The organism is Achromobacter sp. D10, from assembly GCF_035282245.1.
Classification (GTDB): Bacteria; Pseudomonadota; Gammaproteobacteria; order Burkholderiales; family Burkholderiaceae_B; genus Achromobacter; species Achromobacter insolitus.
The window spans coordinates 15,011-37,732 of sequence record NZ_JAYJLE010000015.1 but is presented as its reverse complement, the minus strand read 5'-3'; the positions used below and the strand labels follow the sequence as shown (position 1 = coordinate 37,732).

Below are 22,722 nucleotides of genomic sequence, written 5' to 3'. Positions count from 1 at the left end.
TCAGGCGCGGCGCGTCTTGCGGCCGCTGCCGAACGCGGCGATCAGCGCCAGGCCGATCAGGGCCAGCGCCGTCTTGTCGCCAAACCGGGCGTATGGCGTCAGCCCCGTCATGCCTTGCACGGCCACCGGCAGCACGCCTGCCTGCAACGGCGCAAGCTGGGCTGCCACGCGGCCCTTGGCATCGATGGCGGCGGTAATGCCGGTGTTGGTTGCGGTGAGCATGGGCCGCGCGGTTTCCATGGTGCGCAGGCGGCCGATCTGCAGATGCTGGCGCAAGGCCCAGGAATCGCCGAACCAGCCCAGGTTGCTGACGTTCACCAGTATCGTGGCGCCTGGCTCGCCATTGGGGCCGGGTTGCAGCGAAGGCAGCAGGTCCGGTCCGAACAGGTCTTCGTAGCAGATGTTGAACGCGATGTGCTGGCCGCCGACCGCAAAGGGCGTCTGGCGCACCGCGCCGCGGTCGAAGTCGCCCAGGGGGATATTCAGCATCTCGACGAACCAGTGAAAGCCCGGCGGCACATATTCGCCCCACGGCACCAGATGGCGCTTGTCGTACCGCATGGAGGTGGTGCCGGCTACAAGCTGTTCGACCGGCGTGCTGCCGTCAAAGCCCATGACGCTATTGGTGTAGCGGTCCCGTCCTTTGACGCGGTCGTGCAGCGGCACGCCCATGGCGATCACAGTGTTGCGTTGCGCGGCCAGATCGCGCCAGACTGACCAGACGCGGGGGTCAAGCTGGTCCTGGAAGATGGGCAGCACGGTTTCCGGCAGGATGATCAACTGCGGGTCCGGTACGCCCGGCGCAGCCGGCATGGCCGCCAGATCCAGGTGACGCACCAGGCTTTGATCGAGGAGGGCGGGGTCGAACTTCTGCGATTGTTCGATGTTGCCCTGGACCAGGCGCACGTTCAGCGGATCGCCGCTGGGCGCGGACCAATCGATGCGAGACAGTGGCCAGCCTGCCGCAGCCAGGGCCAGCGCGATGCCGGCGGCCAAGGCGTGGCGCGAGCCGGTCCCGGCTTTGCGCGACGGTTGCCACAGGCTCGCCAGTGCCGCGGCGGCGAAGGCGGCCAGGAAGGCCATGCCGTGCACGCCGAGCAGCGGTGCCCAGCCCGCGATGGGTCCATCGACCTGCGCGTAGCCGATGTTGAGCCAGGGGAAGCCTGTGAGCAGCACGGCGCGTAGCCATTCGAATCCCGCCCACATCGCGGCCCAGGCCAGCGTGCCGGAAAGAATGCGGGCAGGCGCGGAGCCCGGCTCCAGCGGCGCGTAGCGGCGCGCCAGCGCGCTGGCCGTGGCCGGGAACAGGGCCAGAAAGGCCGACAGCGCCAGCACTGCGGCCACGGCCAGCGGCGCGGCCAGGTCGCCGTAGCGATGCAGGCTGATGAAGATCCAGTAAAGGCCCAGCGCATAGCTGGTGAAGCTGAAGAGCCAGCCGCGCGCCCAGGCCTGCTTGGCCGACGGCGCGTACAGGGTGACGCGGGCGGCGATGGCCAGCATCAGGACCTGGGTGGTCGCCAGCGCCCAAGCCGGCAAGGGACCGGGCGAGAAAGTCAGGGCGTGCGCGGCGCCCGCCAGCATCAGGCCGGCGGCGCCGCGCAGTTTACGGCTGCGCGGGGACTGGGTCATGCTTCGTCGGAAGGGCGGGAGGCTTGGGACGGGGCGTTGCGCTTGACGCGCAGCCAGATGGCGCGGCGTGCGTCGCCGCGGGCCACTTCCAGGCGCAGCCCGTCGAATTCGGCGGTGTCGCCGCGGCGCGGAATGCGACCCAGCTGTCCGCCCATCCAGCCGCCCACGCTGTCGTATTCGTCGTCGGGCAACTGGCAGCCAAAGACGTCGTTGAAGTGCGAGATGTCGGTGGCCGCAAGGACGCGCCACTGGTTTTCGCCTTCGGGGAAGATGGAGTCTTCTTCGGTTTCGTCGAACTCGTCTTCGATGTCGCCGACGATCTGTTCCAGCACGTCTTCCATTGTGACCAGGCCGGAAATGCCGCCGTGTTCATCGATGACGATGGCCTGGTGGTTGCGGCTGGCGCGGAATTCGTGCAGCAGCACGTTCAGGCGCTTGGATTCGGGAATGAAGACGGCGGGCCGGACCAGCGTGCGCACTTCGATGTTGGGTTCCAGCATGCAGCGCAGCAGATCCTTGGCCAGCAGGATGCCGATGATGTTGTCGCGGTCGCCCTCGTAGACCGGAAAGCGCGAATGCGCGGTCTCGATGACGGAGGCCACCAGGTAGGGGATGGGCTGCGTGACGTCCAGCAGGTCCATGCGGGAACGCGGGACCATAATGTCGCCCACGGTGCCTTCGGACACGGCGAGCGCGCCCTTGATCATCTTGTAGGATTCCGCGTCGAGCAGTTCGCGTTCGTGCGCGGCTTCCAGAACGGCCTTGATGCCTTCGCGGTCCTCGGGCTCGCGGCGCACGAGGGAAAGCAGGCGGTCTAGAAGGGATTTTGTGGCGGGTTTGGCTGAGCGAGCAGGAGTCGCTTCGGGGGCAGGATAAGGGTCAGACATCGTCCGGAAGGACAAGTTATGGAGGGCCCAGCATAACCGATACTGGCCTGCAATTTGTAACGCCGCCCCCCAAAATTAGGGAAACCGCTGCCATCTGCGCCTTGCAGGACGCTATTTGGCGGCAATCTTTGCCGCAGGGCCGCCCCAAGGCAAAGGCCCCCTCGGGGGGCAGCAAGCCCGCATGGCGGGCGCAGCGTGGGGGCACCCTTTGCCGCAGGGCCGCCCCAAGGCAAAGGAGCCCCCTCGGGGGGCAGCAAGCCCGCATCGCGGGCGCAGCGTGGGGGCACCCTCTGCCGCAGGGCCGCCCCAAGGCAAAGGAGCCACCGCCTGGCCGCCCCGATTCAGGCGGCCACGTAGGGATCGGCGATGCGCATGGCAGCCAGCGTGGCGGTCTCCAGGGCTTCCATCCGCTTGGCGTCACGGGCTTTGATGTGGTCGTAGCCCAGCGCATGCAGCACGCCGTGGATGGTGAGGTGCGCGGCGTGATCCAGCAGCGCCTTGCGCTGTTCGCGCGCCTCGCGCACCAGCACCGGCACGCACATGACGATGTCGCCGCGCGCAACACCGAGCGGATCCACGCCGTACTCGAAGGTCAGCACGTTGGTGGCGTAGTCGCGGCCGCGGAAGTCGCGGTTCAGGCGCCGGCCCTCGGCAGCGCCGACCAGCCGCAGGCTCAGCTCCGCGGCCGAGAACTCCACCAGCCCATCTTCAGCGGCGCCCGCCAGCGCGCGCTCTGCCCAGCGGCGCAGGCGCCAGCGGGGCAGACGAGCTTCCTCGATGCCGTACTGCACGGACAGGGACAGTTCAGGCTTCATCTTCGGCGGCGCGGTCGTAGGCGTCGACGATGCGGGCGACCAGGGGATGGCGCACGACGTCTCGGCTGGTGAATCGGGTGGTGGCGATGCCCTGCACGTCGTGCAGCACCTTCACCGCATGCGCCAGGCCGCTGTCCTGGCCGCGCGGCAGGTCCACCTGGGATGGGTCGCCCGTGATGACGGCCTTGCTGCCGAAGCCGATACGCGTCAGGAACATCTTCATCTGTTCCGGCGTGGTGTTCTGCGCTTCGTCCAGGATGACGAAGGCGTGATTGAGCGTGCGTCCGCGCATGTAGGCCAGGGGGGCGATCTCGATGGTCTGCTTCTCGAACAGGCGCTGCACCTTCTCGAAACCCATCAGGTCATAGAGCGCGTCGTAGAGCGGGCGCAGATAGGGATCGACCTTCTGTGCCAGGTCGCCGGGCAGGAAGCCCAGGCGCTCGCCGGCCTCGACCGCGGGGCGCGTCAACACCAGACGCTGCACCGTGTCGCGCTCCATGGCGTCGATGGCGCAGGCCACGGCCAGCCAGGTTTTGCCGGTGCCGGCGGGGCCGACGCCGAACGTGATGTCGTGCTTGAGAATGTTGTTCAGGTAGTCGCGCTGGCGCGGCGTGCGCGGGCGCAGGTCGCTGCGTTTGGTGCGCAGGGCGATGCCGTCGCTTTCGTCGTCCAGCGCGGGCAGCGGGTCGGCCTCGCGGGCCTGTTCTTCCTTGAGCTCTTGTTCCTGGCGGCCGACGCCGATCTCCACCAGCCCGAGCTGGATGTCGTCGACCGACAGGGCGCGGTGCACGGCCTGTTCATGGAAGCGGCGCAGCACCCGGCCGGCCAGTTCCGCAAGTTCGCCTTCGATGGTGACGCGGCTGCCGCGGCGCGCGAGCTTGACGTTCATGCCGTCGGCCAGTTGCCGCAGGTTTTCGTCCAGCGGCCCGCAGAGATTGGCCAGATGGGTGTTGTCGCCGTCCAGGGTGACGACGATGGGCATGCTGCGACGGGCGCGGGAGCGGGGAGTGGTCATTCGGCCTCTTGGGGAATACGGTCCACGTCGGCCACCCGCGCGCGCAGCGAATTGGTGTGCGCTTCGGTGATGATGACGTCGACCATTTGTCCGATGAGCCGCGCGGGCGCGGCGAAGTTCACGATGCGGTTGTTCTCGGTGCGGCCCATCAGTTCGTTCGGGTCGCGGCGCGAGGGGCCTTCCACCAGCAGGCGCTGGCGCGTGCCGATCATGTTGCGGGCGATCGTGGCGGCCTGCTCGTTGATCAGTGCCTGTAAGCGCTGCAGGCGGCGCAGCTTCACGTCCTGCGGCGTGTCGTCGTGCAGGTCGGCGGCGGGCGTGCCCGGGCGGCGCGAATACACGAACGAGAACGAGGTGTCGAAGCCGACGTCCTCGATCAGCTTCATGGTCTTTTCAAAGTCTTCTTCGGTTTCACCGGGAAAGCCGACGATGAAGTCCGAGGACAGCGTCAGGTCGGGGCGGGCGGCGCGCAGGCGGCGCACCACCGATTTGAATTCCAGGGTGGTGTAGCCGCGCTTCATGGCGGCCAGCACGCGGTCGCTGCCTGCCTGTACCGGCAGGTGCAGGAACGACACCAGCTTGGGCAGGCGCGCGTAGGCGTCCACCATGCGCTGGGTCATTTCCTTGGGATGCGAGGTGGTGTAGCGGATGCGCTCGATGCCCGGGATTTCGTGTACGTACTCCAGCAGCATGGCGAAATCGGCGATTTCGTCGCTGTCGGTCATGCGGCCGCGGTAGGCGTTGACGTTCTGGCCCAGCAGCGTCACTTCCTTCACGCCCTGGTCGGCCAGGTCGGCCACCTCGACCAGCACGTCCTCGAAGGGCCGCGAGACTTCCTCGCCGCGCGTGTAGGGCACGACGCAGAAGCTGCAGTACTTGCTACAGCCTTCCATGATGGAGACGAACGCCGTGGCGCCTTCGACTCGCGGGGGCGGCATGTTGTCGAATTTTTCGATCTCGGGAAAGCTGATGTCCACCTGCGAACGGCCTTCGTCGCGGCGGCGCTTGATCAGTTCCGGCAGGCGGTGCAGCGTCTGCGGGCCGAACACCACGTCCACGTAGGGCGCGCGCTTGACGATGGCCTCGCCTTCCTGGCTGGCCACGCAGCCGCCCACGCCGATCACCAGGTTGGGGTTGGTCTTTTTCAGGTGCTGCACGCGGCCCAGGTCCGAGAAGACTTTTTCCTGCGCCTTCTCGCGCACCGAACAGGTGTTGAACAGGATGACGTCCGCGTCTTCCGGGTTGTCGGTCAGCTCCAGGCCCTGGTCGCCGCGCAGCACGTCGGCCATCTTGTCCGAGTCGTACTCGTTCATCTGGCAGCCGAAGGTGCGGATGTACAGCTTGCGGGGAGAGCCGGCGTCGGCGGCGGGGAGGGCGGCGCTGGCGCCGTCGTGCGCGGCGTTGGCGCGCTTTAGGGTAGTTTCTTGCATGATGGTCGCCGTGACGGGTGTAGATCCCGGGGGCTGAAAGGGAGGAAAACGCCGAATTTTAACCGTTGCCCGAATTTGCTTCTTGGTCTGGCGCGCCTAGCCCGTTACGATAGCGTGCTGGGCCGACTTCAGGGCCCTGGAATATTTCTCATTTCCCTGTAGCGGTACCGATGAACACCAATCCCCTGACGCCCTCGGCAGCCGCTCCCGCGATCGACGCTGCGGCGGGCCGGTCCGAGCCCGATCAGTTCCGCAACCCCTTTTCCGCGCTGACCTGGGTGTTGCTGGGTTGCGCCCTGGCGCTGGCCGCCAGCGCCTGCGCGCTGTGGGTGGACCTGCCGCTCGCGGTGTGGATCAAGCAGTCCGTGTCCGACAGCGTGAATCTGTCTTTCGAATGGATCGGCGAACTCGGCGAAAGCGGCCCCTATATCGGCGTGGCGCTGGCCTTCTACGTGATCGGACTGGTCGGCTTGGCCCGCGGCTGGCGCAATCCCGTGCGCATGAGCTACGCCAGCATGGCGCGCGGTAGCCTGCTCATGCTGTCGACCCTGGCGGTCGGCGGCCTGGTGGTGCTGGTGCTCAAGCGTTCGGTGGCGCGGGCGCGTCCCGAGCTGTTCTTCGAAAAAGGCATATACGGGCTGGGCGAGTCCTTCTCGCGGGTGCAGCTGTATAACTCGTTTCCCTCCAGCCACACGTATGCGGCCTTCGCCGTGGCGGTGGTGCTGGGCATCCTGGCGCCGCGCTGGCGTTGGGTCTTCCTGTTGCTGGCGGTGCTGGTGGCCATGAGCCGCCTGGTCAACCTGGACCACTATCTGTCGGACGTGATGACGGCCGCGGGCATCGCGGTGCTGGTCGGCCATGTGCTGGCGCCCCGAGTGCTGGGCGCCACGTACCAATGGCCTTTGCGCGCGCCGTGGCGCTGGTGGAAGAAGTGAGCCGCCATCCCGCGGGCCGGCAGCGAGCCGGCTTCAGGCTGCGCTTCAGGCGAAATTCACCACCACGCGCCGGTTCGTGCGGCTCTTTTTCTCGATCTTGGTAACGGCCACCGCACCGATTTCGCCCGTGTTGGCGACATGGGTGCCGCCACAGGGCTGCCGGTCCACGCCGGGGATTTCGACGATGCGTATGCTGGCGGTGCCCGCCGGCGGCGCGGCGCCCACGGTACGGACCAGATCCGGCTCCGCCGCCAATTCTTCCGGGGTGATGCAATTGATGCTGATGCCGGTCCGGGCGTTGATCAGGGCGTTCAGGCGTTCGGTCAGGTCGGCCTTGTCCAGCGTGGATTCGGGCAAGTCGAAGTCGATGCGGGCGGAATCAGGCGAAATGCTGCAGCCTGTCACGGGGGCGGGCACCAGCGACCCGAGCAGATGCAGACAGGTATGCAGGCGCATGAGCCGGTGGCGGCGCGGCCAGTCGATGGCGACCGAGACCCGCTCGCCCACTTGAAGCGCGGCGCCGTCTTCCAGCACATGCAGGATGCGCTTGCGGTCGTCAGCGTAAACAGTGTCGGTCAGCGCCCATGCGCGGCCGTCGGCGAGCGTCAGCGTGCCACTGTCCCCCGCTTGGCCGCCACTGCGCGCGTAGCAGACTGTCTCGTCCAGCTCGACGCCCTCGGGGCCAACCGCGATCACGGTGGCGTCGCACCGGTCCAGATAGGGGTCTTCGTCGAAACGCTTGCGGGTGGAAAGCATGAACAGGTCTCCGGATGTTCTGGTTTTCTTGGCGGGCGCGGAGTCAGGCCAGGATTTTCAGGCCGCTCGCGGTTTCTATCTGGGCGCTCAGGCGCGGCGGGCCGTCGGCCTGCTCCAGCTGGATCAGGTGGTCGGCGCCCAGCCAGGCCAGGCCCTGGCGCAACAACCCGGCCTGCGGGTGGCTGCCCGACAGCTGGCGCAGGGTGAGGTTCTGGCGCGGCAGGCTGATGCCGGGGTAATCCGCCACGTCCCATTGGATCAGCGTAGGTAGCAGGCCGTCGCCGGCCGCATGGCCCGCTACGCGCCATGCGGGCAGGCTGCCGTCTTCCGGCACCGTCAGCCGCCAGCGCAGAGGCCCCCGTTCCATCGGGATGGCCGGGGGTATGCGCGCGGGGTGCTCGGCTTGCATGCGGGAGAGGTCCAGCGGAGCTTCGACCCGCGCCGCCCAGTGGGCCAGGTAAGGGCCTTGCGCCAGCCGGGCGCGCACCGCGTCCTGATCCAGCCCGAACCAGCGTGGCCGTGAAGGCGCGGTGGCTTGCGGATCGATGGCGATGACTTCCAGGTAGAGGCCGCTGGCCATGCCCAGCACCCGGTTGTGGGTGCCCATGCGGGGATGCGCGCCGCCGCCCGAGGGGGCGATTCCGAGTAGTCCGGCGACGTAGTCGGTGCCGCTGTCCAGGTCGGCGGCGGCGACGACGAGGTGATCGATGACGAGTTTCATGATCCGGCTATGGTAGCGAATCCGCGACGATCCGTACCCGTACAGCGCGGCTGAACGGAACAGTACAGTGTTTGCCGCCGCCTCAGGCGTCCAGGTCCCGGCGCTTTATGACGCGGTCGATCAGGCCCCATTCCAGCGCTTCTTCGGCGCTCATGTAGCAGTCCCGGTCCAGCTTGCGCTCGACCTCTTCATAGCTGCGGCCGCAGTGCTGCGCATAGACGCGCGTAACACGGTCCTTGGTCCTGCGCATTTCCTCGGCATGGATGAGCACGTCCGAGGCCTGGCCCTGGAAGCCGCCCAGTGGCTGGTGCACATGCACGCTGGCGTTGGCCAGCGCGCATCTTTCGCCCGGTTCGCCGGCCATCAGCAGGAAGGAACCCATGGACCGCGCCGTGCCCATGCACAGCGTGTGCACGGGCGCGGTGATGAACTGCATGGTGTCGTACATGGCCAGGCCGCTGGTGATGACGCCGCCGGGCGAATTGATGTACAGGTGGATCGGCTTGGTCGGGTTTTCGGATTCCAGGAACAGCAGCTGGGCGCAGACCAATGCGGACACAGAGTCGTTGACCTCGCCGTTCAGGAAGATGATGCGGTCGCGCAGCAGCCGGGAATAAATGTCGAAGGATCGCTCGCCGCGGCCGGATTGCTCGACCACCATGGGCACGTACTGCATCACGTCCTGCATGGACGAATCTCCTGTGTTGCGGTTGCCTTGCGCTGGGCCTGGGATCAGGCGGCGCGCATGAGAAAGGGGCCGGCGTCATTGGCGGCTGCAAGCTTGCCGCCTTCCAGCCGGGCGTCGGCCAGCGCGTGGATGATGCGCAGGACCGTGCGGCCATCCGCGGCAGGCCGGAGCTGGAAGGTGACCAGGCTTTCCAGGAAGGGCGGTTCTTCGTCCCGCATGCGGTAGCAGATCGCCTCGGGGGGCGTCGAATCCGTGGGTTCGGCGCTGGCCAGGGCCTGGCCGGGCAACCATTGCTCGCGGAACTCGGGAATGCTGATCGCGCGCCAGACTTTCTCGGGCGGCGCGTCAAGCTCGTACTCGAGCACGATGTCTTCGGGCTGGTCGCCGGGCGCGGTCGGTTTCATTGGTCCATGTCCTTGAGCAGAGCGTTCAGGGCGTCGATGCGGGTCGGCCAATAGGCGCGGTACTTGGTCAGCCATCCGGCAATCAGTGCCAGCCCGTCGGGATCGACTTCGTAATTCACGAATCGGCCTTGTTTCTGTTCGCGCACGAGCCGCGCCTTGCGCAGCACGGAAAGGTGCTGCGACATGGCCGGCTGGCTGATTTCCATGCCCACGCGCAGGGCGCTGGCGTTCATGCCGCCGGCCGCCAGCTTTTCGAAGATGGCGCGGCGGGTGGGATCGGCCAAGGCCTTGAAAATATCGTTTTCGAGCATGGCAACACATTAGCGAATACTTATGTGTTTGGCAAGAGGCAAGTCCTCGAACGGCCGGGCATAAAAAAACCCGCCGAATGCGGCGGGTTCCTCTTCACGCGGAGACGATCAGGCGGCTTCGCCTTCCTCGCCTTCCTTCTTGACCGGCTTGACCAGGTCTTCGCGCTTGACGCCCAGCCACATGGCCAGCGCCGCGGCGACGAACACCGACGAGTAGATGCCGAACCAGATGCCGATAGTCAGCGCCATGGCGAAGTAGTGCAGGGTGGGGCCGCCAAAGAACAGCATGGCCAGCACCATCATCTGGGTGGAACCGTGGGTGATGATGGTCCGCGAGATGGTCTGCGTGATGGCGCTGTTGATGACTTCCTGCACGTCCGCCTTGCGGTACTTGCGGAAGTTCTCGCGGATCCGGTCCATGATGACCACGGATTCGTTCACGGAGTAGCCCAGCACTGCGAGCACGCCCGCCAGTACCGACAGCGAGAACTCCCACTGGAAGAAGGCAAAGAAGCCCAGGATGATCACCACGTCGTGGAGGTTGGCGATCACGCCGGCCACGGCGAACTTCCATTCGAAGCGGAAGCCCAGGTACACCATGATGCCGATGACCACGACCAGCAAGGCCATCAGGCCGTTGTGCAGCAGTTCCTGCCCCACCTGCGGGCCCACGAACTCGACGCGGCGCAATTCGACGCCGGAATCGGCGGTCTTCAGCGCGGCCATGACGGTCTCGCTCTGGGTGGCCGACGTCTGGCCTTCCTGCAGCGGCAGGCGGATCATGACGTCATGCGAGGTGCCGAAATTCTGCACCTGGAAGTCGGTGTAGCCCAGCTTGGAGACCACGCCGCGCACGTTTTCCAGCTGCGCCGTCTGGGCGTAGTTGACTTCCATGACCGTGCCGCCGGTGAACTCGATCGACAGGTGGAAGCCGCGGGTGATGATGAAAAAGACAGCCGCCAGGAACGTGACGAGACTGATGATGTTCAGCACCAGCGCGTGGCGCATGAACGGGATAGTGCGGTGAATACGGAAAAATTCCATTTTTCGCCTTAGGCTTTATCTGTGGCGGGCGGCCGGGCCGCCCGCGCTCATGTTCAGTTGGTCTTCGGTTTCCAGACTTCACCGATGGAGATCGACGTGAGCTTCTTCTTGCGGCCATACCAGAGGTTGGCCAGCGCGCGCACGCCCACCACCGACGAGAACATCGAGGTCAGGATGCCCAGGACGTGGACCACCGCAAAGCCCCGGATCGGGCCCGAACCGAACGCCAACAGCGCCAGGCCCACGATCAGCGTGGTGAGGTTGGAGTCCAGGATGGTGCCCCAGGCGCGCTCGAAGCCGTGGTGGATGGCCTGCTGCGGACTGGCGCCCGCGCGCAGTTCTTCGCGTATCCGCTCGTTGATCAGCACGTTCGAGTCGATGGCCATGCCCAGCGTCAGCGCGATAGCCGCGATACCTGGCAGGGTCAGCGTGGCCTGCAGCATGGACAGCAGCGCCAGCAGCAGCAGCACGTTCATGGTCAGGCCGATCGTGGAGAACACGCCGAACAGGTGGTAGTACAGGATGATGAAGGCGGCGATGGCCAGGAAGCCGTACAGCGTCGAATAGAAGCCCTTGGCGATGTTGTCCGCGCCCAGGCTCGGGCCGATGGTGCGTTCCTCGATGATGGACATGGGCGCGGCCAGCGCGCCCGCGCGCAGCAGCAGCGCGGTGTCGGCGGCTTCCTCGGAGCTCATGCTGCCGGAGATCTGCACCTGGCCGCCGGCGATTTCGCTGCGGATGACCGGCGCCGTGACCACTTCGCCCTTGCCGTTTTCAAACAGCAGGATGGCCATGCGCTTGCCGATGTTGTCGCGGGTGACGTCGCGGAAGATACGCGCGCCCTTGGAGTCCAGCGTCAGGTGCACGGCAGCCTGTTGGGTCTGCGAATCGCGGCCGGGCTGGGCGTCCTGCAGGTTTTCGCCGGTCAGGATGACCTGGCGGCGGACCAGGATGGGGCGGCCGTCGCGGTCGTTGTAGCGTTCGAGGCCGAAGGGGACGCTGCCGCCCAGCAACGCGGCTTGCGCGGCGGGGGTGTCGTCGACCATGCGGATTTCCAGCGTGGCGGTGCGGCCGAGCAGTTCCTTGGCCTTGGCCACGTCCTGCACGCCGGGCAACTGCACCACGATGCGGTCGCCGCCTTGTTGCTGGATGACCGGTTCGGCCACGCCCAGTTCGTTGATACGGTTGTGCAGCGTGTTGATGTTCTGCTTCAGCGCGGAATCCTGCACGCGGGTGACGGCGGCCGGGTTCAGGGCGGCCATCAGCAGGGGTTTGCCGTTTTCTTCGCGTTCGGTGAATTCCAGGTCGGGCAGGCGGCTGCGCAGGGTCGAGATGGCGCGGTCGCGGTCGTCCGAGTTGGCGAAGGTGGCGGCAATGGCCATGCCCGAGCGTTCGACGCCGGCCACGTTGACCTTCTGGTCGCGCAACACCGAGCGCACGTCGGCGGCCAGCGAATCGTAGCGGGCGGTCAGGGCGCCCTGCATGTCCACTTGCAGCAGGAAGTGCACGCCGCCGCGCAGGTCCAGGCCCAGGTACATGGGCTTGGGCGCGAACCAGCCCAGCGCGCGCATCCAGGCAGGAGAGGCGGGCAGCAGGTTCAGCGCGACGGTGTAGTGCGGGTCGCCAGCGACGGTATTGAGGGATTTGTCGATGAGGTCGCGCGCCTGCAGTTGCAGGTCGGTCGACGCGAAGCGGGCGCGCACGGTGCCGAGCGTGCCGTTCTGTTCATAGTAGACCCCTTCGTTGGGGATCTTGGCGTCGGTCAGGATCTGTTCGACCCGGCTCAGCATGGCGGGATCGACCTTGATCGTGGCCTTGGCGCTGGAAACCTGGACGGCCGGAGATTCGCCGTAGAAATTGGGAAGCGTGTACAGCAGGCCGATGATGACCGCGACCAGGACCGTAATGTACTTCCAGAGGGGATAGCGGTTCATTGCCGGCTACTTCATGTAAAAGTGATGAAAGGGCCGCCCGGGCGGCAAGCGCGGCGGGCGGCGGCAGGGCCATCAAGCACAAGAGCCCGATGGGGCTCCTGTGGGACGCTTACAGGGCCTTGATGGTTCCCTTGGGCAGCACGGTCGAGACCGAGGACTTCTGCATGATCACTTCGACGGGCTTGTCGGCCAGTTCGGAGACTTCGACGGTGACGTAGCTGTCGTTGACCTTGGTCACCTTGCCGAGCAGGCCGCCGGCGGTGACGACTTCGTCGCCCTTGGCCAGGGCGGCGATCAGGTTGCGGTGCTCTTTCTGGCGCTTCATCTGGGGACGGATCATCAGGAAGTAGAGGATCACGAACATCAGGATGATGGGCAGCATGCCCATCAGCGCGTTACCCTCGGGGGCGGCAGCCTGAGCCACGACGAGGCTGGCGGTATCGATAACGGACATTGAATTCTCCTGCGTTTAGTCTGTTTGGGTGTTTGTATCTAGTGTTTTTATGCGCCCATCCCCGCGCGAGCCATGGATAGGGCAAGCCGACTATTGTATATAGGTTCTGCGTCCTGAAATTCTAATCCACCCCTCGCGCACGGTCGGCCGCGAACTGCGCGCGCCAGGCGTCGAAGCGGCCGTCGGCGATGGCCTCGCGCATTTCCTTCATGATGGTCAGATAGAAATGCAGGTTGTGCAGGGTGTTCAGGCGCGCGCCGGTAATTTCGTTGGCGCGCTGCAGGTGATGCAGGTACGCGCGCGAGAAATTCGCGCAGGTATGGCAGCCGCAGCTCGGGTCCAGCGGGCGGGTGTCGTCGCGGTACTTGGCGTTGCGGATCTTCACGTCGCCGAAACGGGTGAACAGCCAGCCGTTGCGGGCATTGCGCGTCGGCATGACGCAATCGAACATATCCACGCCGCGGGAGACGCCCTCGACCAGGTCTTCCGGCGTGCCCACGCCCATCAGGTAGCGGGGCGCCTGGGCCGGCAGCTTGGGCGTGACGTGCGCCAGGATGCGCATCATGTCTTCCTTGGGCTCGCCGACGGAGAGGCCGCCGATCGCGTAGCCATGGAAGCCGATCTCCTGCAGCCCGGCCAGGGATTCGTCGCGCAGGGCTTCGTACATGCCGCCCTGGACGATGCCGAACAGCGCATTGGGGTTTTGCAGGCGGTCGAATTCTTCGCGCGACCGGCGCGCCCAGCGCAACGACATGCGCATGGAGCGGGCGGCTTCTTCGACGGTGGCGGGCCGGCCGTCGATTTCATAGGGCGTGCACTCGTCGAACACCATGACGATGTCGGAGTTCAGCGAACGCTGGATGCGCATGGATTCTTCCGGCGTCAGGAACAGCCGCGCGCCGTCGATGGGGGAGGCGAACTTCACGCCTTCCTCGGTGATCTTGCGCATGCCTTGCAGGCTGAAGACCTGGAAACCTCCGGAGTCGGTCAGGATGGGCTTGTCCCATTGCATGAAGCCATGCAGGCCGCCATGCTTTTCCATGATTTCCGTGCCGGGACGCAGCCACAGGTGAAAGGTGTTGCCCAGCACGATCTGCGAGCCGATCTCTTTCAGTTCGTGCGGCAGCATGGCCTTGACGCTGCCATAGGTGCCCACAGGCATGAAAATGGGCGTCTCGACCACGCCGTGGTTCAGCGTGATGCGGCCGCGGCGGGCGCCGCCGTCGGTGGCAAGCAGTTCGAAATTCAGTCCGGTCATGGGGCGGGGGACTCGATAAACATGGCGTCGCCATAGCTGAAGAAGCGGTAGCGCTCGGCGACGGCGTGGGCGTAGGCGCGGCGTATGGGTTCTACGCCGGCCAGCGCCGACACCAGCATCAGCAGGGTCGACTGGGGCAGGTGGAAATTGGTGACCAGGGCGTCGATGACGCGGTACCGGTAACCGGGAGTGATGAACAGGCGCGTGTCGCCCTGGGCCGAGGCCAGCGGCAGGCCGGGGGCGGTGCGCCCTTCGGTCTGGGCGGCGGCGGACTCCAGGGCGCGCACGCTGGTGGTGCCGACGGCGATGACCCGGCCGCCTCGGCTGCGGGCGGCGGCAATCGCGTCCACCGTTGCCTGTGGCACGGTGAACCATTCGGCATGCATGACGTGGTCAGCCAGGTTGTCCACGCGCACCGGCTGGAAGGTGCCCGCGCCTACGTGCAGCGTGACGAAGGCGCGTTCGACGCCCATCGCAGCCAGGCGGTCCAGCGTGGGCTGGTCGAAGTGCAGGCCGGCGGTGGGTGCGGCCACGGCGCCGGGCTCGCGGGCGTAGACCGTCTGATAGCGCTCGTCGTCACCAGTGTCGGCCTCGTGCGTGATGTAGGGCGGCAGCGGGGTCGCGCCGTGGGCGTCCAGCAGTTCCAGCACGGGGCCGGGAAAGCGGATGTCGAACAGTTCCCCTTCGCGGCCCAGCACGGTGGCATCGAAGGCATCGGCCAGGCGCAGCACCATGCCCGGGCCGGGCGACTTGCTGGCGCGCACATGGGCCAGGACGCGGTCGGGTTCGGTGATGCGTTCGACCAGCACCTCGATCTTGCCGCCGGTGATCTTGTGGCCGTTCAGGCGCGCCTTGATGACGCGCGTGTCGTTGAAGATCAGCAGGTCTTGCGGACGCAGCAGCGAGGCCAGGTCGGCGAACTGCCGGTCGTGCAGCTGGCCGGCGCCATCCAGGTGCAGCAGGCGGCTGCCGGTGCGTTCGGCGGCGGGCGCCTGGGCGATGAGCTCGGGCGGCAGTTCGTAGTTGAAATCGGAAACGGTGAGGGACTGGGTCACGCGGCTATCCGTCCGGCTAGGGCGGCAAAAGAAGGCGAAAGGCGAGCCAGGAGGGCTCGGGGCAACCGTGTATTGTAAAGCGGCCGGAAAACGCGGCAGCCGCGCCCGGGGACGGATGCCTGCCGCGGCCGCGTTCAGCGGGCCGGACTCCACCCCAGCCGGCGCGAACAATCGGCTGCCGCCCCGACCAGCGCCCGCACGGGTTCCCCATCGGGCGAGAGGTCGAAGCCGCCATGCAATCCCAGGCTGGTGATGGCGCCGGCCAGGTGGCCCTGGGCATCCAGCACCGGCACGGCGGCGGAGTCTATGCCATGCAACAGGTGGCCGCTGACGCTGGCGTAGCCGCGTTGGCGGGTCGCCTGCCATTGCCTGCGCAGCGCCGCCGCGGGGTCAGTGGGGGCAGCGGCGGCATCCAGCACCTGGGCGGCATCCGGGTCATGGCTGCGCAGCGCGTCCCACTCGGACAGGGCCCGGGGCAGGGCCAGGGATTCAGGGAGCCAGGCGGCGAAGACGCGGCCGGTCGCGCTATTGAGCAGCGGCAGCACCGAGCCCACCCGCACGTTGACCGTTACCGGCAGGCGCGCGTCGCGCCATTGCACGATGGTGGGCCCATGCTGTCCCCAGACGGAGATGAAAACCGTCTGGCCAATGGCGGCGCTCAGGCTGTCCAGGCAGCCGGCCGCCAGTTTCACGAAGTCCACTTCGGCCAGGGCGGCCAGTCCGGTATGCAGGGCTTGCGGCCCGAGCCGGTAGCGGGCGCTGGCAGCGTCCTGTTCCACGTAGCCGCGGCGCTCGAGCGACACCAGGTAGCGGTGCACCTTGGCGCGCGGCATGTCCAGGCTGCGGCCCAGCTCCGATACGGACAGAGCGCCGCCCAGTTCGGCCAGCCGGGTCAGCACATCCAGGGCGATTTCAGCGGATTGGATCCCCGTACTGCTAGTTGTTGACATCGATTTGTCTCTTATTAGAATACGTGTATCACTAAAAAATACAGCGCTTGCCAGTCACTGGCAACGTGGAGACCAGCAAGAACGCAGCCGCGCCGCGCTGCGAGCCCGTGCGGACAAACCCGCAGCGGGCCCCGAGGTGCCCGTCCGCCGGGTTCCCCGCCGTATAAACAGAGTTCCACGCCGTAGCGGATCGGCGCAAAGCATAAGACATCCGCGTATCCAAGGAGACTCCGCATGACCCCTCGTCGTACCCTCATGGCCGCCGCGCTGGCCGCCCTGCTGGCAGCGGGCGCCGCGCCCGCGCTGGCCCAAGTGAAAATCGGCGCCACGCTTTCCACCACCGGTCCCCAGGCCTCGCTGGGCATCCCCGAACGCAACACCATCAGCCTGCTGCCCGCCGAGATCGGGGGCGTCAAGGTCGAGTACGTGGTGCTGGACGACGCTTCCGACACCACCCGCGCAGTCAGCAATTCCCACAAGCTCATTTCCGAGAACAAGGTCGACCTGATCGTCGGGTCCACCACCACGCCCAACACCATGGCCATGCTGGACACGGTGGCCAGCGGCACCACGCCGGTGATCACCCTGGCTTCCTCGGCGCGCCTGATCGAGCCAATGGACGACAAGCGCCGCTGGGTGTTCAAGACGCCGCACTCGGATTCGCTGATGGCCGAAGGCATTGCGCGCCATGCGGCGGCCAATGGCGTGAAGAAGCTGGCCTTCATCGGCTTCAACAATGCGCTGGGCGAGACCTTCTGGGTGGAAATCGAGAAAGCGGCCAAAAAGCACGGCATCGAGGTGGTGGGCAAGGAAGCCTTTGCGCCCACGGACACGTCGGCCGTGGCCCAGACCCTGAAGGTGGTGGGCGCGGCGCCGGACGCCGTGGTCGTCGGGGCTTCGGGCACGCCGGCCGCCATGCCGGCCCGGGCGCTGCGTGAGCGCGGCTACAAGGGCAAGATCTATTTCAACCACGGCGTGGCCAACAACGATTTCCTGCGGGTCTGCGGCGACGCCTGCGAGGGCGCCTGGGTGCCGGTGGGGCCGGTGATGGTGGCCGATCTGCTGCCCGACGACAATCCGGTCAAGTCGACCGCCCAGGCCTTCGCCAAGAAGTACGAGGCGGCCAACGGCGCGGGCAGCGTGTCCCTGTTCGCCGCCTATACCTGGGACGTCGGCCTCTTGCTGCAGCAGGCCATCCCGGTGGCGTTGAAGACCGCCAAGCCCGGCACGCCCGAATTCCGGGCGGCGCTGCGCGACGCGCTGGAAAACGTCAAGAACCTGCCGACCGCGACCGGCGTGGTCAACATGAGTCCCACCGACCACAATGGGCTGGATGAGCGGGCGCTGGTGATGGCGACCGTGGCTTCGGGCAAGTGGCGGCTGAAGTAGAGGGAGAGGGAGGGCCCCCACGCTGCGCACGCTATGCGTGCTTGCTGCCCCCCCGAGGGGGGCTGGCCCGCCTTGGGGCGGCCCGGCGGGAGGGAGGGCCCCCCACGCTGCGCACGCTATGCGTGCTTGCTGCCCCCCCGAGGGGGGCTGGCCCGCCTTGGGGCGGCCCGGCGGGAGGGAGGGCCCCCCACGCTGCGCACGCTATGCGTGCTTGCTGCCCCCCCGAGGGGGGCTGGCCCGCCTTGGGGCGGCCCGGCGGCGGGCGGGCTATTTTTCTGGGGGGCCGTTTGTGCTTGCTGCCTCCGAGGGGCTCTTCGCGCTTATTGCCCCGAGGGGGGGCGTATGGTGTCACCTATGTCCTCGTACACCTGTCACCTTTCTCCCCGGTCCATACACAGTCCATACACTGTTCCCCCTTGGGGCGGCCCGGCGGGGAAACGGCCTGCGCGCCGCAACTCGCCCAGGTTTTGTATGCTCTCGGTTTTGCAGGACGAGCAACCGGGTGGGCGTAGATGACGGGACGAGCGAATAGGCGTGTGGGCGGGCTGAAGCGGTGGCTGGCCGGAGGGCTGCTGGCCGCGGTGGCGAGCGCGGCCTGGGCACAGGTGCCCGGCCTGCCGCCCAACGTGGTGAACGCCTGGAAAGCGAGCAAGCTGCCCGATAGTTCCCTGTCTCTGGTGGTACAGGAAGTGGGCGGGCCGCGCCTGGTGGCGCTGAACGCCAAGGAATCGCGCAATCCGGCCTCGGTGATGAAGCTGGTCACGACCTGGGCAGCGCTGTCCGAACTGGGGCCCAACTACGTCTGGCGCACCGAGTTCATGACGGCGCCGGGCGCGCGGCCCGATGCCAAGGGCGTGCTGAGCGGTCCCCTATATTTGCGGGCTGGCGGCGATCCACAATTCCTGCTGCAGGACTTGTGGGTATTGCTGCGAGAACTGCGGCTGCGCGGCGTCAAGCAGATCAACGACCTGGTCATCGACCGCAGCATCTTCGGCCAGGTGGCGACCGACCCTGGCGCGTTCGATGGCGCCCCGGACCGAGCCTACAACGCCAGCCCCGACGCCCTCATGGTGGGCTTCGGCGCGCTGCGCCTGCTGTTCACGCCGGATCCGGCCGCCAACAAATGGGTGCCGCTGATCGACCCGCCGCTGCCCGGGCTGAAAATCGAGGGCCGCGTGGAATGGAGCGACGCCCGCTGCCCTGGCCCTCCGGTAGTGACGACCGAGCCATTGATCACCCAGCAAGGCGTGACCATCCGCGTGAACGGCAAGGTGGCGGGCTCCTGCGGCGAGTTCAGCCTGTATCGCCTGGCGCTGTCGCAGCCCGACTACGCCACCGAGGTGTTCCGCATGCTCTGGAAGGAACTGGGCGGCACCTTCAAGGGCCAGGTCCGTTCAGGCATGGTCCCGCCCGACGCCGTCGTGCTGGCCTCGCATGATTCGCCGACGCTGGCCGAGGCCATCCGCCAGATCAACAAGCGCAGCAACAATGTGATGGCGCGCACCTTGCTGCTGACCCTGGGCGCAGAGCGAGGCCGCCGGCCCGCCACCGTCGCCAGCAGCGAAGCCGTGGCCAAGGGGCTGTTGGCCAAGCAAGGCCTGGACATGCCGGAACTGGTCATCGACAACGGCGCCGGCCTGTCGCGCGACGCCCGGGTGTCCGCCGACAGCCTTGCGTCCATGCTGACCGTGGCCTGGAATTCGCCGGTCATGCCGGAGTACATTTCATCTTTTGCAATCGCCGGGGTGGACGGCACGGTGCGCCGCCGGCTCAAGGGCGACGGCACCGCGGGCATGGCCCACCTGAAGACGGGATCGCTGCGCGACGTGCGTTCCATCGCGGGTTACGTGCTGGGCGCCAGCGGCAAGCGCTACGTGGTGGTCAGCATCGTTAACCATGAACAGGCGGGCGCCGTGCGCGCCTTCGACGACGCACTGATCGCCTGGCTCACTGAACAATAAACATGCATTCATCGCGCCGGAAAAAATCTTCGAAAGATCCTGCTGGCGGTCAATAACAATTCCCTTCCAAACCGATTACGATCCTCAGATGTGGCTCAGCGACGGGCGACGCAATGCGCGTCGCGCCGCCATGGTTCCGCCTGAGGCGAAAACCCTGTCTATCAATATTCTGGAGAGTTACGCACATGCCCGTGCACGAAATCCGCCATCCGCTGATCCGCCACAAGCTCGGGATCATGCGCCGCGCCGACCTCAGCACCAAGAGCTTCCGTGAGCTCTCTCAGGAAGTGGGCGCGCTGCTCACTTACGAAGCGTCCAAGGACCTGCCGCTGGCGCCCGCCACGGTCGAAGGCTGGTGTGGCCCGGTAGAGGTCGAGAAGATCGCTGGCAAGAAAGTCACTGTGGTGCCCATCCTGCGCGCCGGCATCGGCATGCTGGACGGCGTGCTCAGCCTGATTCCGGGCGCCAAGGTCAGCGTGGTGGGCGTGGCCCGCAACGAAGAGACGCTGGAAGCGCATACCTACCTGGAACGCCTGGTGGGCGAACTGGACCAGCGCCTGGCCCTGATCGTCGATCCGATGCTGGCCACCGGCGGCTCCATGGTTGCCGCCATCGACCTGCTCAAGCGCGCCGGCTGCAAGGAAATCCGCGCGTTGGTGCTGGTTGCGGCGCCGGTCGGTATTGACGCCGTCCTGGCCAAGCACCCCGATGTGCATATCTATACCGCGTCCATCGATGACGGCCTCAATGAACACGGCTACATCATGCCCGGCCTGGGCGACGCCGGCGACCGCATCTTCGGCACGACTCAAAAGACCGAATAGCGGTCTGGGGCGACGGCTGCGGATGCAGCCGGTCAGGCCGCCATTTCCTCCGGCTGGCCTTCAATGTGCTGGCCGAACCATTGCAGCTGCGGCGCCAGGCCCGCGACCTCGCCCACGATCAAAAGGGCGGGGGACTGGATGGCGTGCTCCGCGGCCAGGGACGGCAATCGTTCGAGCGTGCCCGACAACACGCGCTGTTCGGGCCGGCTGCCGTTTTCGATCAGCGCGAAAGGCGTGTCCGGCGACCGGCCGTGTGCCAGCAGGCGGTTGGTCAGCAGGTCCAGTTGTCCTACGCCCATGTAGAACGCCAGGGTCTGTTTTTCACGTGCCAGCGCGGGCCAGTCCAGATTGTCTTCGTCTTCGCGGCAGTGCGCGGTGACCAGGCGGACGGACTGGGCGTGCTCGCGGTGCGTCAGCGGGATGCCGGCATAGGCCGCACAGGCCAGCGCGGCGGTGATGCCCGGCACCACTTCATAGCGCACGCCATGCGCGCGCAGATACTCCAGTTCTTCGCCGCCTCGCCCAAAGATGAAGGCGTCTCCCCCCTTGAGCCGCACCACGCGGCGTCCGGCGCGCGCATGCTCGACCATCAGCTTATGGATGCGCGCCTGGGTGGCGTTGTGGTTTTCGCCAGGCAGCTTGCCGACAGACACGCGCTCGGCGTCGCGGCGCGCCAGTCCCATGACCTCGTCGCTGACCAGCCGGTCATGGAGGATCACATCGGCTTCGTTCAGCGCGCGCAGCGCCTTCAGCGTCAGCAGGCCGGGATCGCCTGGGCCGGCGCCCACCAGCACCACGCTGCCCGTGGCAGGCGCTTGTGGCGCGGCCAAGGCGGCCTCGAGCGCGGCTTCTGCCTGGGCCGGCTGTTGCTGCCGCAGGAAGCCCGCCACCGGGCCGTCCAGCAGCCAGTCGTAGAAGCGGCGGCGAGCGCCCAGGTCGGGGTGGCTCGCCCGGATGCGCTTGCGGTAGCTGGCGGCCAAGCCGGCCAGCTGGCCCAATGTATGGTCGAACAGCGATTCGATGCGTTCCCGGATCCGGCGCGCCAGCACCGGCGCCACGCCGGATGAGGAAATGGCGACGATGACGGGCGAGCGGTCGACAATGGAGGGCACCTGGAAGGATGACAGCTCGGGATCGTCGACCACGTTGCTGAATATGCGCCGGGCGCGGGCCGCCTCCGAAACGGCGGCATTGGTTACTCGGTCATCGGTGGCGGCGACCACCAGCCAGGCCTCGTTGAGCCAGGCGGGATCAAACCGGCCGGAAAGATGGCGGATGCGGCCTTCGGCGGCCAGGGCGGCCAGGGCGGGTGTCAGCGCCGGGGCGCCCACGAGTACGTCCGCGGAGGCTTCCAGCAGGGAAAGCGTCTTGCGTTCGGCGACCGCGCCACCGCCCACCACCAGGACCAGCCTGTCTTTCAGATCGGCAAAAATCGGGAAAAGCGTCATTGAATGCCAGCCTCGGGCGTACCCGGCATAGTGTCGTTGGATCATAGGAAGGGGGGCTCATCCCCACAACTTTTGATTTCTTTGTTTCATATAACCAAAGATCATTAAGTCGATTTGCCGAGCCAGGCGCTCATTTCCACCACCTCGCGTGCGACTTCGCCCAGCCGCTTCTGGCTTTGCATGGCGCGTTGGCGCAACAGCCCGTGGGCCTCGTCCTCGGAGATCGAGCGCGCCTTCATCAGGATGCCTTTCGCCTTTTCCACCCATTGGCGGTCGGCCAGGCGCAATTGCGCTTCGCGCAATTCCTCGCGGCGCGACTTCTCCATGGCGAAGCGTTCGATCGCCACCGTCAAGAGCGGCTCGATGCGCCCGGCCGGCACGTCGCCCACGACATACGCCGCGACGCCTGCGCGCAAGGCGCTGCGTATGGTGTCGCGATTGCCGTTGTCCGTGAACATCACGACCGGGCGGTCGCTGTGCTCGCTGGCCACACAGACGTTTTCCAGTGTGTCCCGGCCGGGCGCATCGCTATCTATCAGTACGACGTCGGGGGCGGCCTGCGCGATCGCGGCGGCCAGGTCCATGCCTGGCGTTGCTTCCGCGACGACATGCACCCCCGCCGCGGCCAGCGTTTGCCGCAGCGATGCCGCGCGTCCTTCTCCATCGTTGAGCAGCATGACCTTAAGCATGAGATTCCCCTCTGATGCACACAGTCATGCAAGTTCCATGCCATCGCGTTGCGCGACGGCGGCGCGCCCGCCGGCACAGCGAGGGAGCGTGGATGGCACGCGGATGGTGCGCTGCCGCAACCGGT

At 66.7% G+C, this 22,722-nt stretch carries 22 protein-coding genes; 4 read left to right on the top strand and 18 right to left on the bottom strand.

Annotated elements, in window-relative coordinates:
* The 5 genes from lnt to miaB form a co-directional block, all read right to left on the bottom strand.
* Positions 1–1,629 (bottom strand): apolipoprotein N-acyltransferase, encoded by a 1,629-nt coding sequence (lnt, locus tag VCS63_RS26805; RefSeq protein ID WP_323881532.1) that lies wholly within the window; start codon positions 1,627–1,629, stop codon positions 1–3.
* A complete protein-coding gene (locus VCS63_RS26800) occupies positions 1,626–2,516 on the bottom strand; it encodes an HlyC/CorC family transporter (RefSeq protein ID WP_063643400.1) in 891 nt (296 codons plus the stop codon). Before VCS63_RS26800 ends, lnt begins: the two co-directional genes overlap by 4 nt.
* 341 nt (positions 2,517–2,857) lie before the next feature.
* Positions 2,858–3,331 carry an rRNA maturation RNase YbeY gene (gene ybeY / locus VCS63_RS26795; protein ID WP_042794822.1) on the bottom strand — a complete coding sequence of 158 codons (474 nt, stop codon included), beginning with the start codon at positions 3,329–3,331 and terminating at the stop codon, positions 2,858–2,860.
* Entirely contained in the window at positions 3,321–4,346 is a 1,026-nt protein-coding gene (locus tag VCS63_RS26790; protein WP_063643398.1) for a PhoH family protein, read from the bottom strand. The genes ybeY and VCS63_RS26790 overlap by 11 nt, the downstream gene beginning before the upstream one ends.
* A complete protein-coding gene (miaB, locus tag VCS63_RS26785; RefSeq protein WP_063643396.1) occupies positions 4,343–5,776 on the bottom strand; it encodes a tRNA (N6-isopentenyl adenosine(37)-C2)-methylthiotransferase MiaB in 1,434 nt (477 codons plus the stop codon). The genes VCS63_RS26790 and miaB overlap by 4 nt, the downstream gene beginning before the upstream one ends.
* Positions 5,777–5,946: 170 nt before the next feature.
* Here miaB and VCS63_RS26780 point away from each other — a divergent pair, with 170 nt between their 5' ends.
* Positions 5,947–6,711 carry a phosphatase PAP2 family protein gene (locus VCS63_RS26780; protein WP_082884784.1) on the top strand — a complete coding sequence of 255 codons (765 nt, stop codon included), beginning with the start codon at positions 5,947–5,949 and terminating at the stop codon, positions 6,709–6,711.
* Positions 6,712–6,756: 45 nt separating this feature from the next.
* On the opposite strand, the gene VCS63_RS26775 is transcribed toward VCS63_RS26780, so the two are convergent.
* The 11 genes from VCS63_RS26775 to VCS63_RS26725 all read right to left on the bottom strand — a co-directional run bounded on the left by VCS63_RS26775 (position 6,757) and on the right by VCS63_RS26725 (position 16,286).
* Positions 6,757–7,467, bottom strand: a complete 711-nt coding sequence (locus tag VCS63_RS26775; RefSeq protein ID WP_323881530.1) for an alanyl-tRNA editing protein — start codon at positions 7,465–7,467, stop codon at positions 6,757–6,759.
* 43 nt (positions 7,468–7,510) lie between these two features.
* Positions 7,511–8,188 (bottom strand): VOC family protein, encoded by a 678-nt coding sequence (locus VCS63_RS26770; protein ID WP_323881529.1) that lies wholly within the window; start codon positions 8,186–8,188, stop codon positions 7,511–7,513.
* Positions 8,189–8,270: 82 nt separating this feature from the next.
* Positions 8,271–8,876: an ATP-dependent Clp protease proteolytic subunit gene (locus tag VCS63_RS26765; RefSeq protein WP_042794819.1), complete on the bottom strand. Its 606-nt coding sequence runs from the start codon at positions 8,874–8,876 to the stop codon at positions 8,271–8,273.
* Positions 8,877–8,920: 44 nt separating this feature from the next.
* The gene (locus tag VCS63_RS26760) at positions 8,921–9,280 is read right to left on the bottom strand and encodes an SRPBCC family protein (protein WP_104653729.1); all 360 of its coding nucleotides are present in this window, start codon (positions 9,278–9,280) and stop codon (positions 8,921–8,923) included.
* On the bottom strand, positions 9,277–9,591 hold the full coding sequence (locus tag VCS63_RS26755) for an ArsR/SmtB family transcription factor (RefSeq protein WP_042794818.1): 315 nt from the start codon (positions 9,589–9,591) through the stop codon (positions 9,277–9,279). The genes VCS63_RS26760 and VCS63_RS26755 overlap by 4 nt, the downstream gene beginning before the upstream one ends.
* A gap of 108 nt (positions 9,592–9,699) precedes the next feature.
* Positions 9,700–10,635: a protein translocase subunit SecF gene (secF, locus tag VCS63_RS26750; RefSeq protein ID WP_042794817.1), complete on the bottom strand. Its 936-nt coding sequence runs from the start codon at positions 10,633–10,635 to the stop codon at positions 9,700–9,702.
* 53 nt (positions 10,636–10,688) lie between these two features.
* On the bottom strand, positions 10,689–12,569 hold the full coding sequence (gene secD / locus VCS63_RS26745) for a protein translocase subunit SecD (protein ID WP_042794816.1): 1,881 nt from the start codon (positions 12,567–12,569) through the stop codon (positions 10,689–10,691).
* Positions 12,570–12,678: 109 nt separating this feature from the next.
* Complete coding sequence (yajC, locus tag VCS63_RS26740; protein WP_042794815.1) at positions 12,679–13,023, bottom strand: preprotein translocase subunit YajC; 345 nt, start codon at positions 13,021–13,023, stop codon at positions 12,679–12,681.
* Positions 13,024–13,144: 121 nt separating this feature from the next.
* Complete coding sequence (tgt, locus tag VCS63_RS26735) at positions 13,145–14,281, bottom strand: tRNA guanosine(34) transglycosylase Tgt (protein ID WP_323881525.1); 1,137 nt, start codon at positions 14,279–14,281, stop codon at positions 13,145–13,147.
* Positions 14,278–15,336 carry a tRNA preQ1(34) S-adenosylmethionine ribosyltransferase-isomerase QueA gene (queA, locus tag VCS63_RS26730; RefSeq protein WP_063643382.1) on the bottom strand — a complete coding sequence of 353 codons (1,059 nt, stop codon included), beginning with the start codon at positions 15,334–15,336 and terminating at the stop codon, positions 14,278–14,280. The genes tgt and queA overlap by 4 nt, the downstream gene beginning before the upstream one ends.
* A 134-nt stretch (positions 15,337–15,470) precedes the next feature.
* Positions 15,471–16,286: an IclR family transcriptional regulator gene (locus VCS63_RS26725; protein WP_063643381.1), complete on the bottom strand. Its 816-nt coding sequence runs from the start codon at positions 16,284–16,286 to the stop codon at positions 15,471–15,473.
* 234 nt (positions 16,287–16,520) lie between these two features.
* Here VCS63_RS26725 and VCS63_RS26720 point away from each other — a divergent pair, with 234 nt between their 5' ends.
* From VCS63_RS26720 to upp, 3 genes are all read left to right on the top strand, one after another.
* Positions 16,521–17,675 carry an ABC transporter substrate-binding protein gene (locus tag VCS63_RS26720; RefSeq protein ID WP_104653728.1) on the top strand — a complete coding sequence of 385 codons (1,155 nt, stop codon included), beginning with the start codon at positions 16,521–16,523 and terminating at the stop codon, positions 17,673–17,675.
* A gap of 512 nt (positions 17,676–18,187) precedes the next feature.
* Entirely contained in the window at positions 18,188–19,636 is a 1,449-nt protein-coding gene (dacB, locus tag VCS63_RS26715; RefSeq protein ID WP_042794812.1) for a D-alanyl-D-alanine carboxypeptidase/D-alanyl-D-alanine-endopeptidase, read from the top strand.
* A gap of 185 nt (positions 19,637–19,821) precedes the next feature.
* On the top strand, positions 19,822–20,460 hold the full coding sequence (gene upp / locus VCS63_RS26710) for a uracil phosphoribosyltransferase (protein ID WP_042794811.1): 639 nt from the start codon (positions 19,822–19,824) through the stop codon (positions 20,458–20,460).
* A 32-nt stretch (positions 20,461–20,492) separates the two neighbouring features.
* On the opposite strand, the gene cysG is transcribed toward upp, so the two are convergent.
* Together cysG and VCS63_RS26700 are read right to left on the bottom strand one after the other, a co-directional pair.
* Positions 20,493–21,908 carry a siroheme synthase CysG gene (cysG, locus tag VCS63_RS26705; protein WP_042794810.1) on the bottom strand — a complete coding sequence of 472 codons (1,416 nt, stop codon included), beginning with the start codon at positions 21,906–21,908 and terminating at the stop codon, positions 20,493–20,495.
* Positions 21,909–22,012: 104 nt separating this feature from the next.
* Entirely contained in the window at positions 22,013–22,597 is a 585-nt protein-coding gene (locus tag VCS63_RS26700) for an ANTAR domain-containing response regulator (protein WP_042794809.1), read from the bottom strand.
* Positions 22,598–22,722: the final 125 nt, after the last annotated feature.

What these genes read in the sequence shown, in the direction of transcription:
- yajC (WP_042794815.1), bottom strand. Translation starts at nt 13,023, where the DNA reads ATGTCCGTTATCGATACCGCCAGCCTCGTCGTGGCTCAGGCTGCCGCC.
- secF (WP_042794817.1), bottom strand. Translation starts at nt 10,635, where the DNA reads ATGGAATTTTTCCGTATTCACCGCACTATCCCGTTCATGCGCCACGCG.
- VCS63_RS26800 (WP_063643400.1), bottom strand. Translation starts at nt 2,516, where the DNA reads ATGTCTGACCCTTATCCTGCCCCCGAAGCGACTCCTGCTCGCTCAGCC.
- ybeY (WP_042794822.1), bottom strand. Translation starts at nt 3,331, where the DNA reads ATGAAGCCTGAACTGTCCCTGTCCGTGCAGTACGGCATCGAGGAAGCT.
- upp (WP_042794811.1), top strand. Translation starts at nt 19,822, where the DNA reads ATGCCCGTGCACGAAATCCGCCATCCGCTGATCCGCCACAAGCTCGGG.
- miaB (WP_063643396.1), bottom strand. Translation starts at nt 5,776, where the DNA reads ATGCAAGAAACTACCCTAAAGCGCGCCAACGCCGCGCACGACGGCGCC.
- VCS63_RS26775 (WP_323881530.1), bottom strand. Translation starts at nt 7,467, where the DNA reads ATGCTTTCCACCCGCAAGCGTTTCGACGAAGACCCCTATCTGGACCGG.
- secD (WP_042794816.1), bottom strand. Translation starts at nt 12,569, where the DNA reads ATGAACCGCTATCCCCTCTGGAAGTACATTACGGTCCTGGTCGCGGTC.
- VCS63_RS26760 (WP_104653729.1), bottom strand. Translation starts at nt 9,280, where the DNA reads ATGAAACCGACCGCGCCCGGCGACCAGCCCGAAGACATCGTGCTCGAG.
- lnt (WP_323881532.1), bottom strand. Translation starts at nt 1,629, where the DNA reads ATGACCCAGTCCCCGCGCAGCCGTAAACTGCGCGGCGCCGCCGGCCTG.
- VCS63_RS26780 (WP_082884784.1), top strand. Translation starts at nt 5,947, where the DNA reads ATGAACACCAATCCCCTGACGCCCTCGGCAGCCGCTCCCGCGATCGAC.
- cysG (WP_042794810.1), bottom strand. Translation starts at nt 21,908, where the DNA reads ATGACGCTTTTCCCGATTTTTGCCGATCTGAAAGACAGGCTGGTCCTG.
- VCS63_RS26700 (WP_042794809.1), bottom strand. Translation starts at nt 22,597, where the DNA reads ATGCTTAAGGTCATGCTGCTCAACGATGGAGAAGGACGCGCGGCATCG.
- VCS63_RS26790 (WP_063643398.1), bottom strand. Translation starts at nt 4,346, where the DNA reads ATGACCACTCCCCGCTCCCGCGCCCGTCGCAGCATGCCCATCGTCGTC.
- VCS63_RS26720 (WP_104653728.1), top strand. Translation starts at nt 16,521, where the DNA reads ATGACCCCTCGTCGTACCCTCATGGCCGCCGCGCTGGCCGCCCTGCTG.
- VCS63_RS26755 (WP_042794818.1), bottom strand. Translation starts at nt 9,591, where the DNA reads ATGCTCGAAAACGATATTTTCAAGGCCTTGGCCGATCCCACCCGCCGC.
- VCS63_RS26770 (WP_323881529.1), bottom strand. Translation starts at nt 8,188, where the DNA reads ATGAAACTCGTCATCGATCACCTCGTCGTCGCCGCCGCCGACCTGGAC.
- dacB (WP_042794812.1), top strand. Translation starts at nt 18,188, where the DNA reads ATGACGGGACGAGCGAATAGGCGTGTGGGCGGGCTGAAGCGGTGGCTG.
- VCS63_RS26725 (WP_063643381.1), bottom strand. Translation starts at nt 16,286, where the DNA reads ATGTCAACAACTAGCAGTACGGGGATCCAATCCGCTGAAATCGCCCTG.
- tgt (WP_323881525.1), bottom strand. Translation starts at nt 14,281, where the DNA reads ATGACCGGACTGAATTTCGAACTGCTTGCCACCGACGGCGGCGCCCGC.
- VCS63_RS26765 (WP_042794819.1), bottom strand. Translation starts at nt 8,876, where the DNA reads ATGCAGGACGTGATGCAGTACGTGCCCATGGTGGTCGAGCAATCCGGC.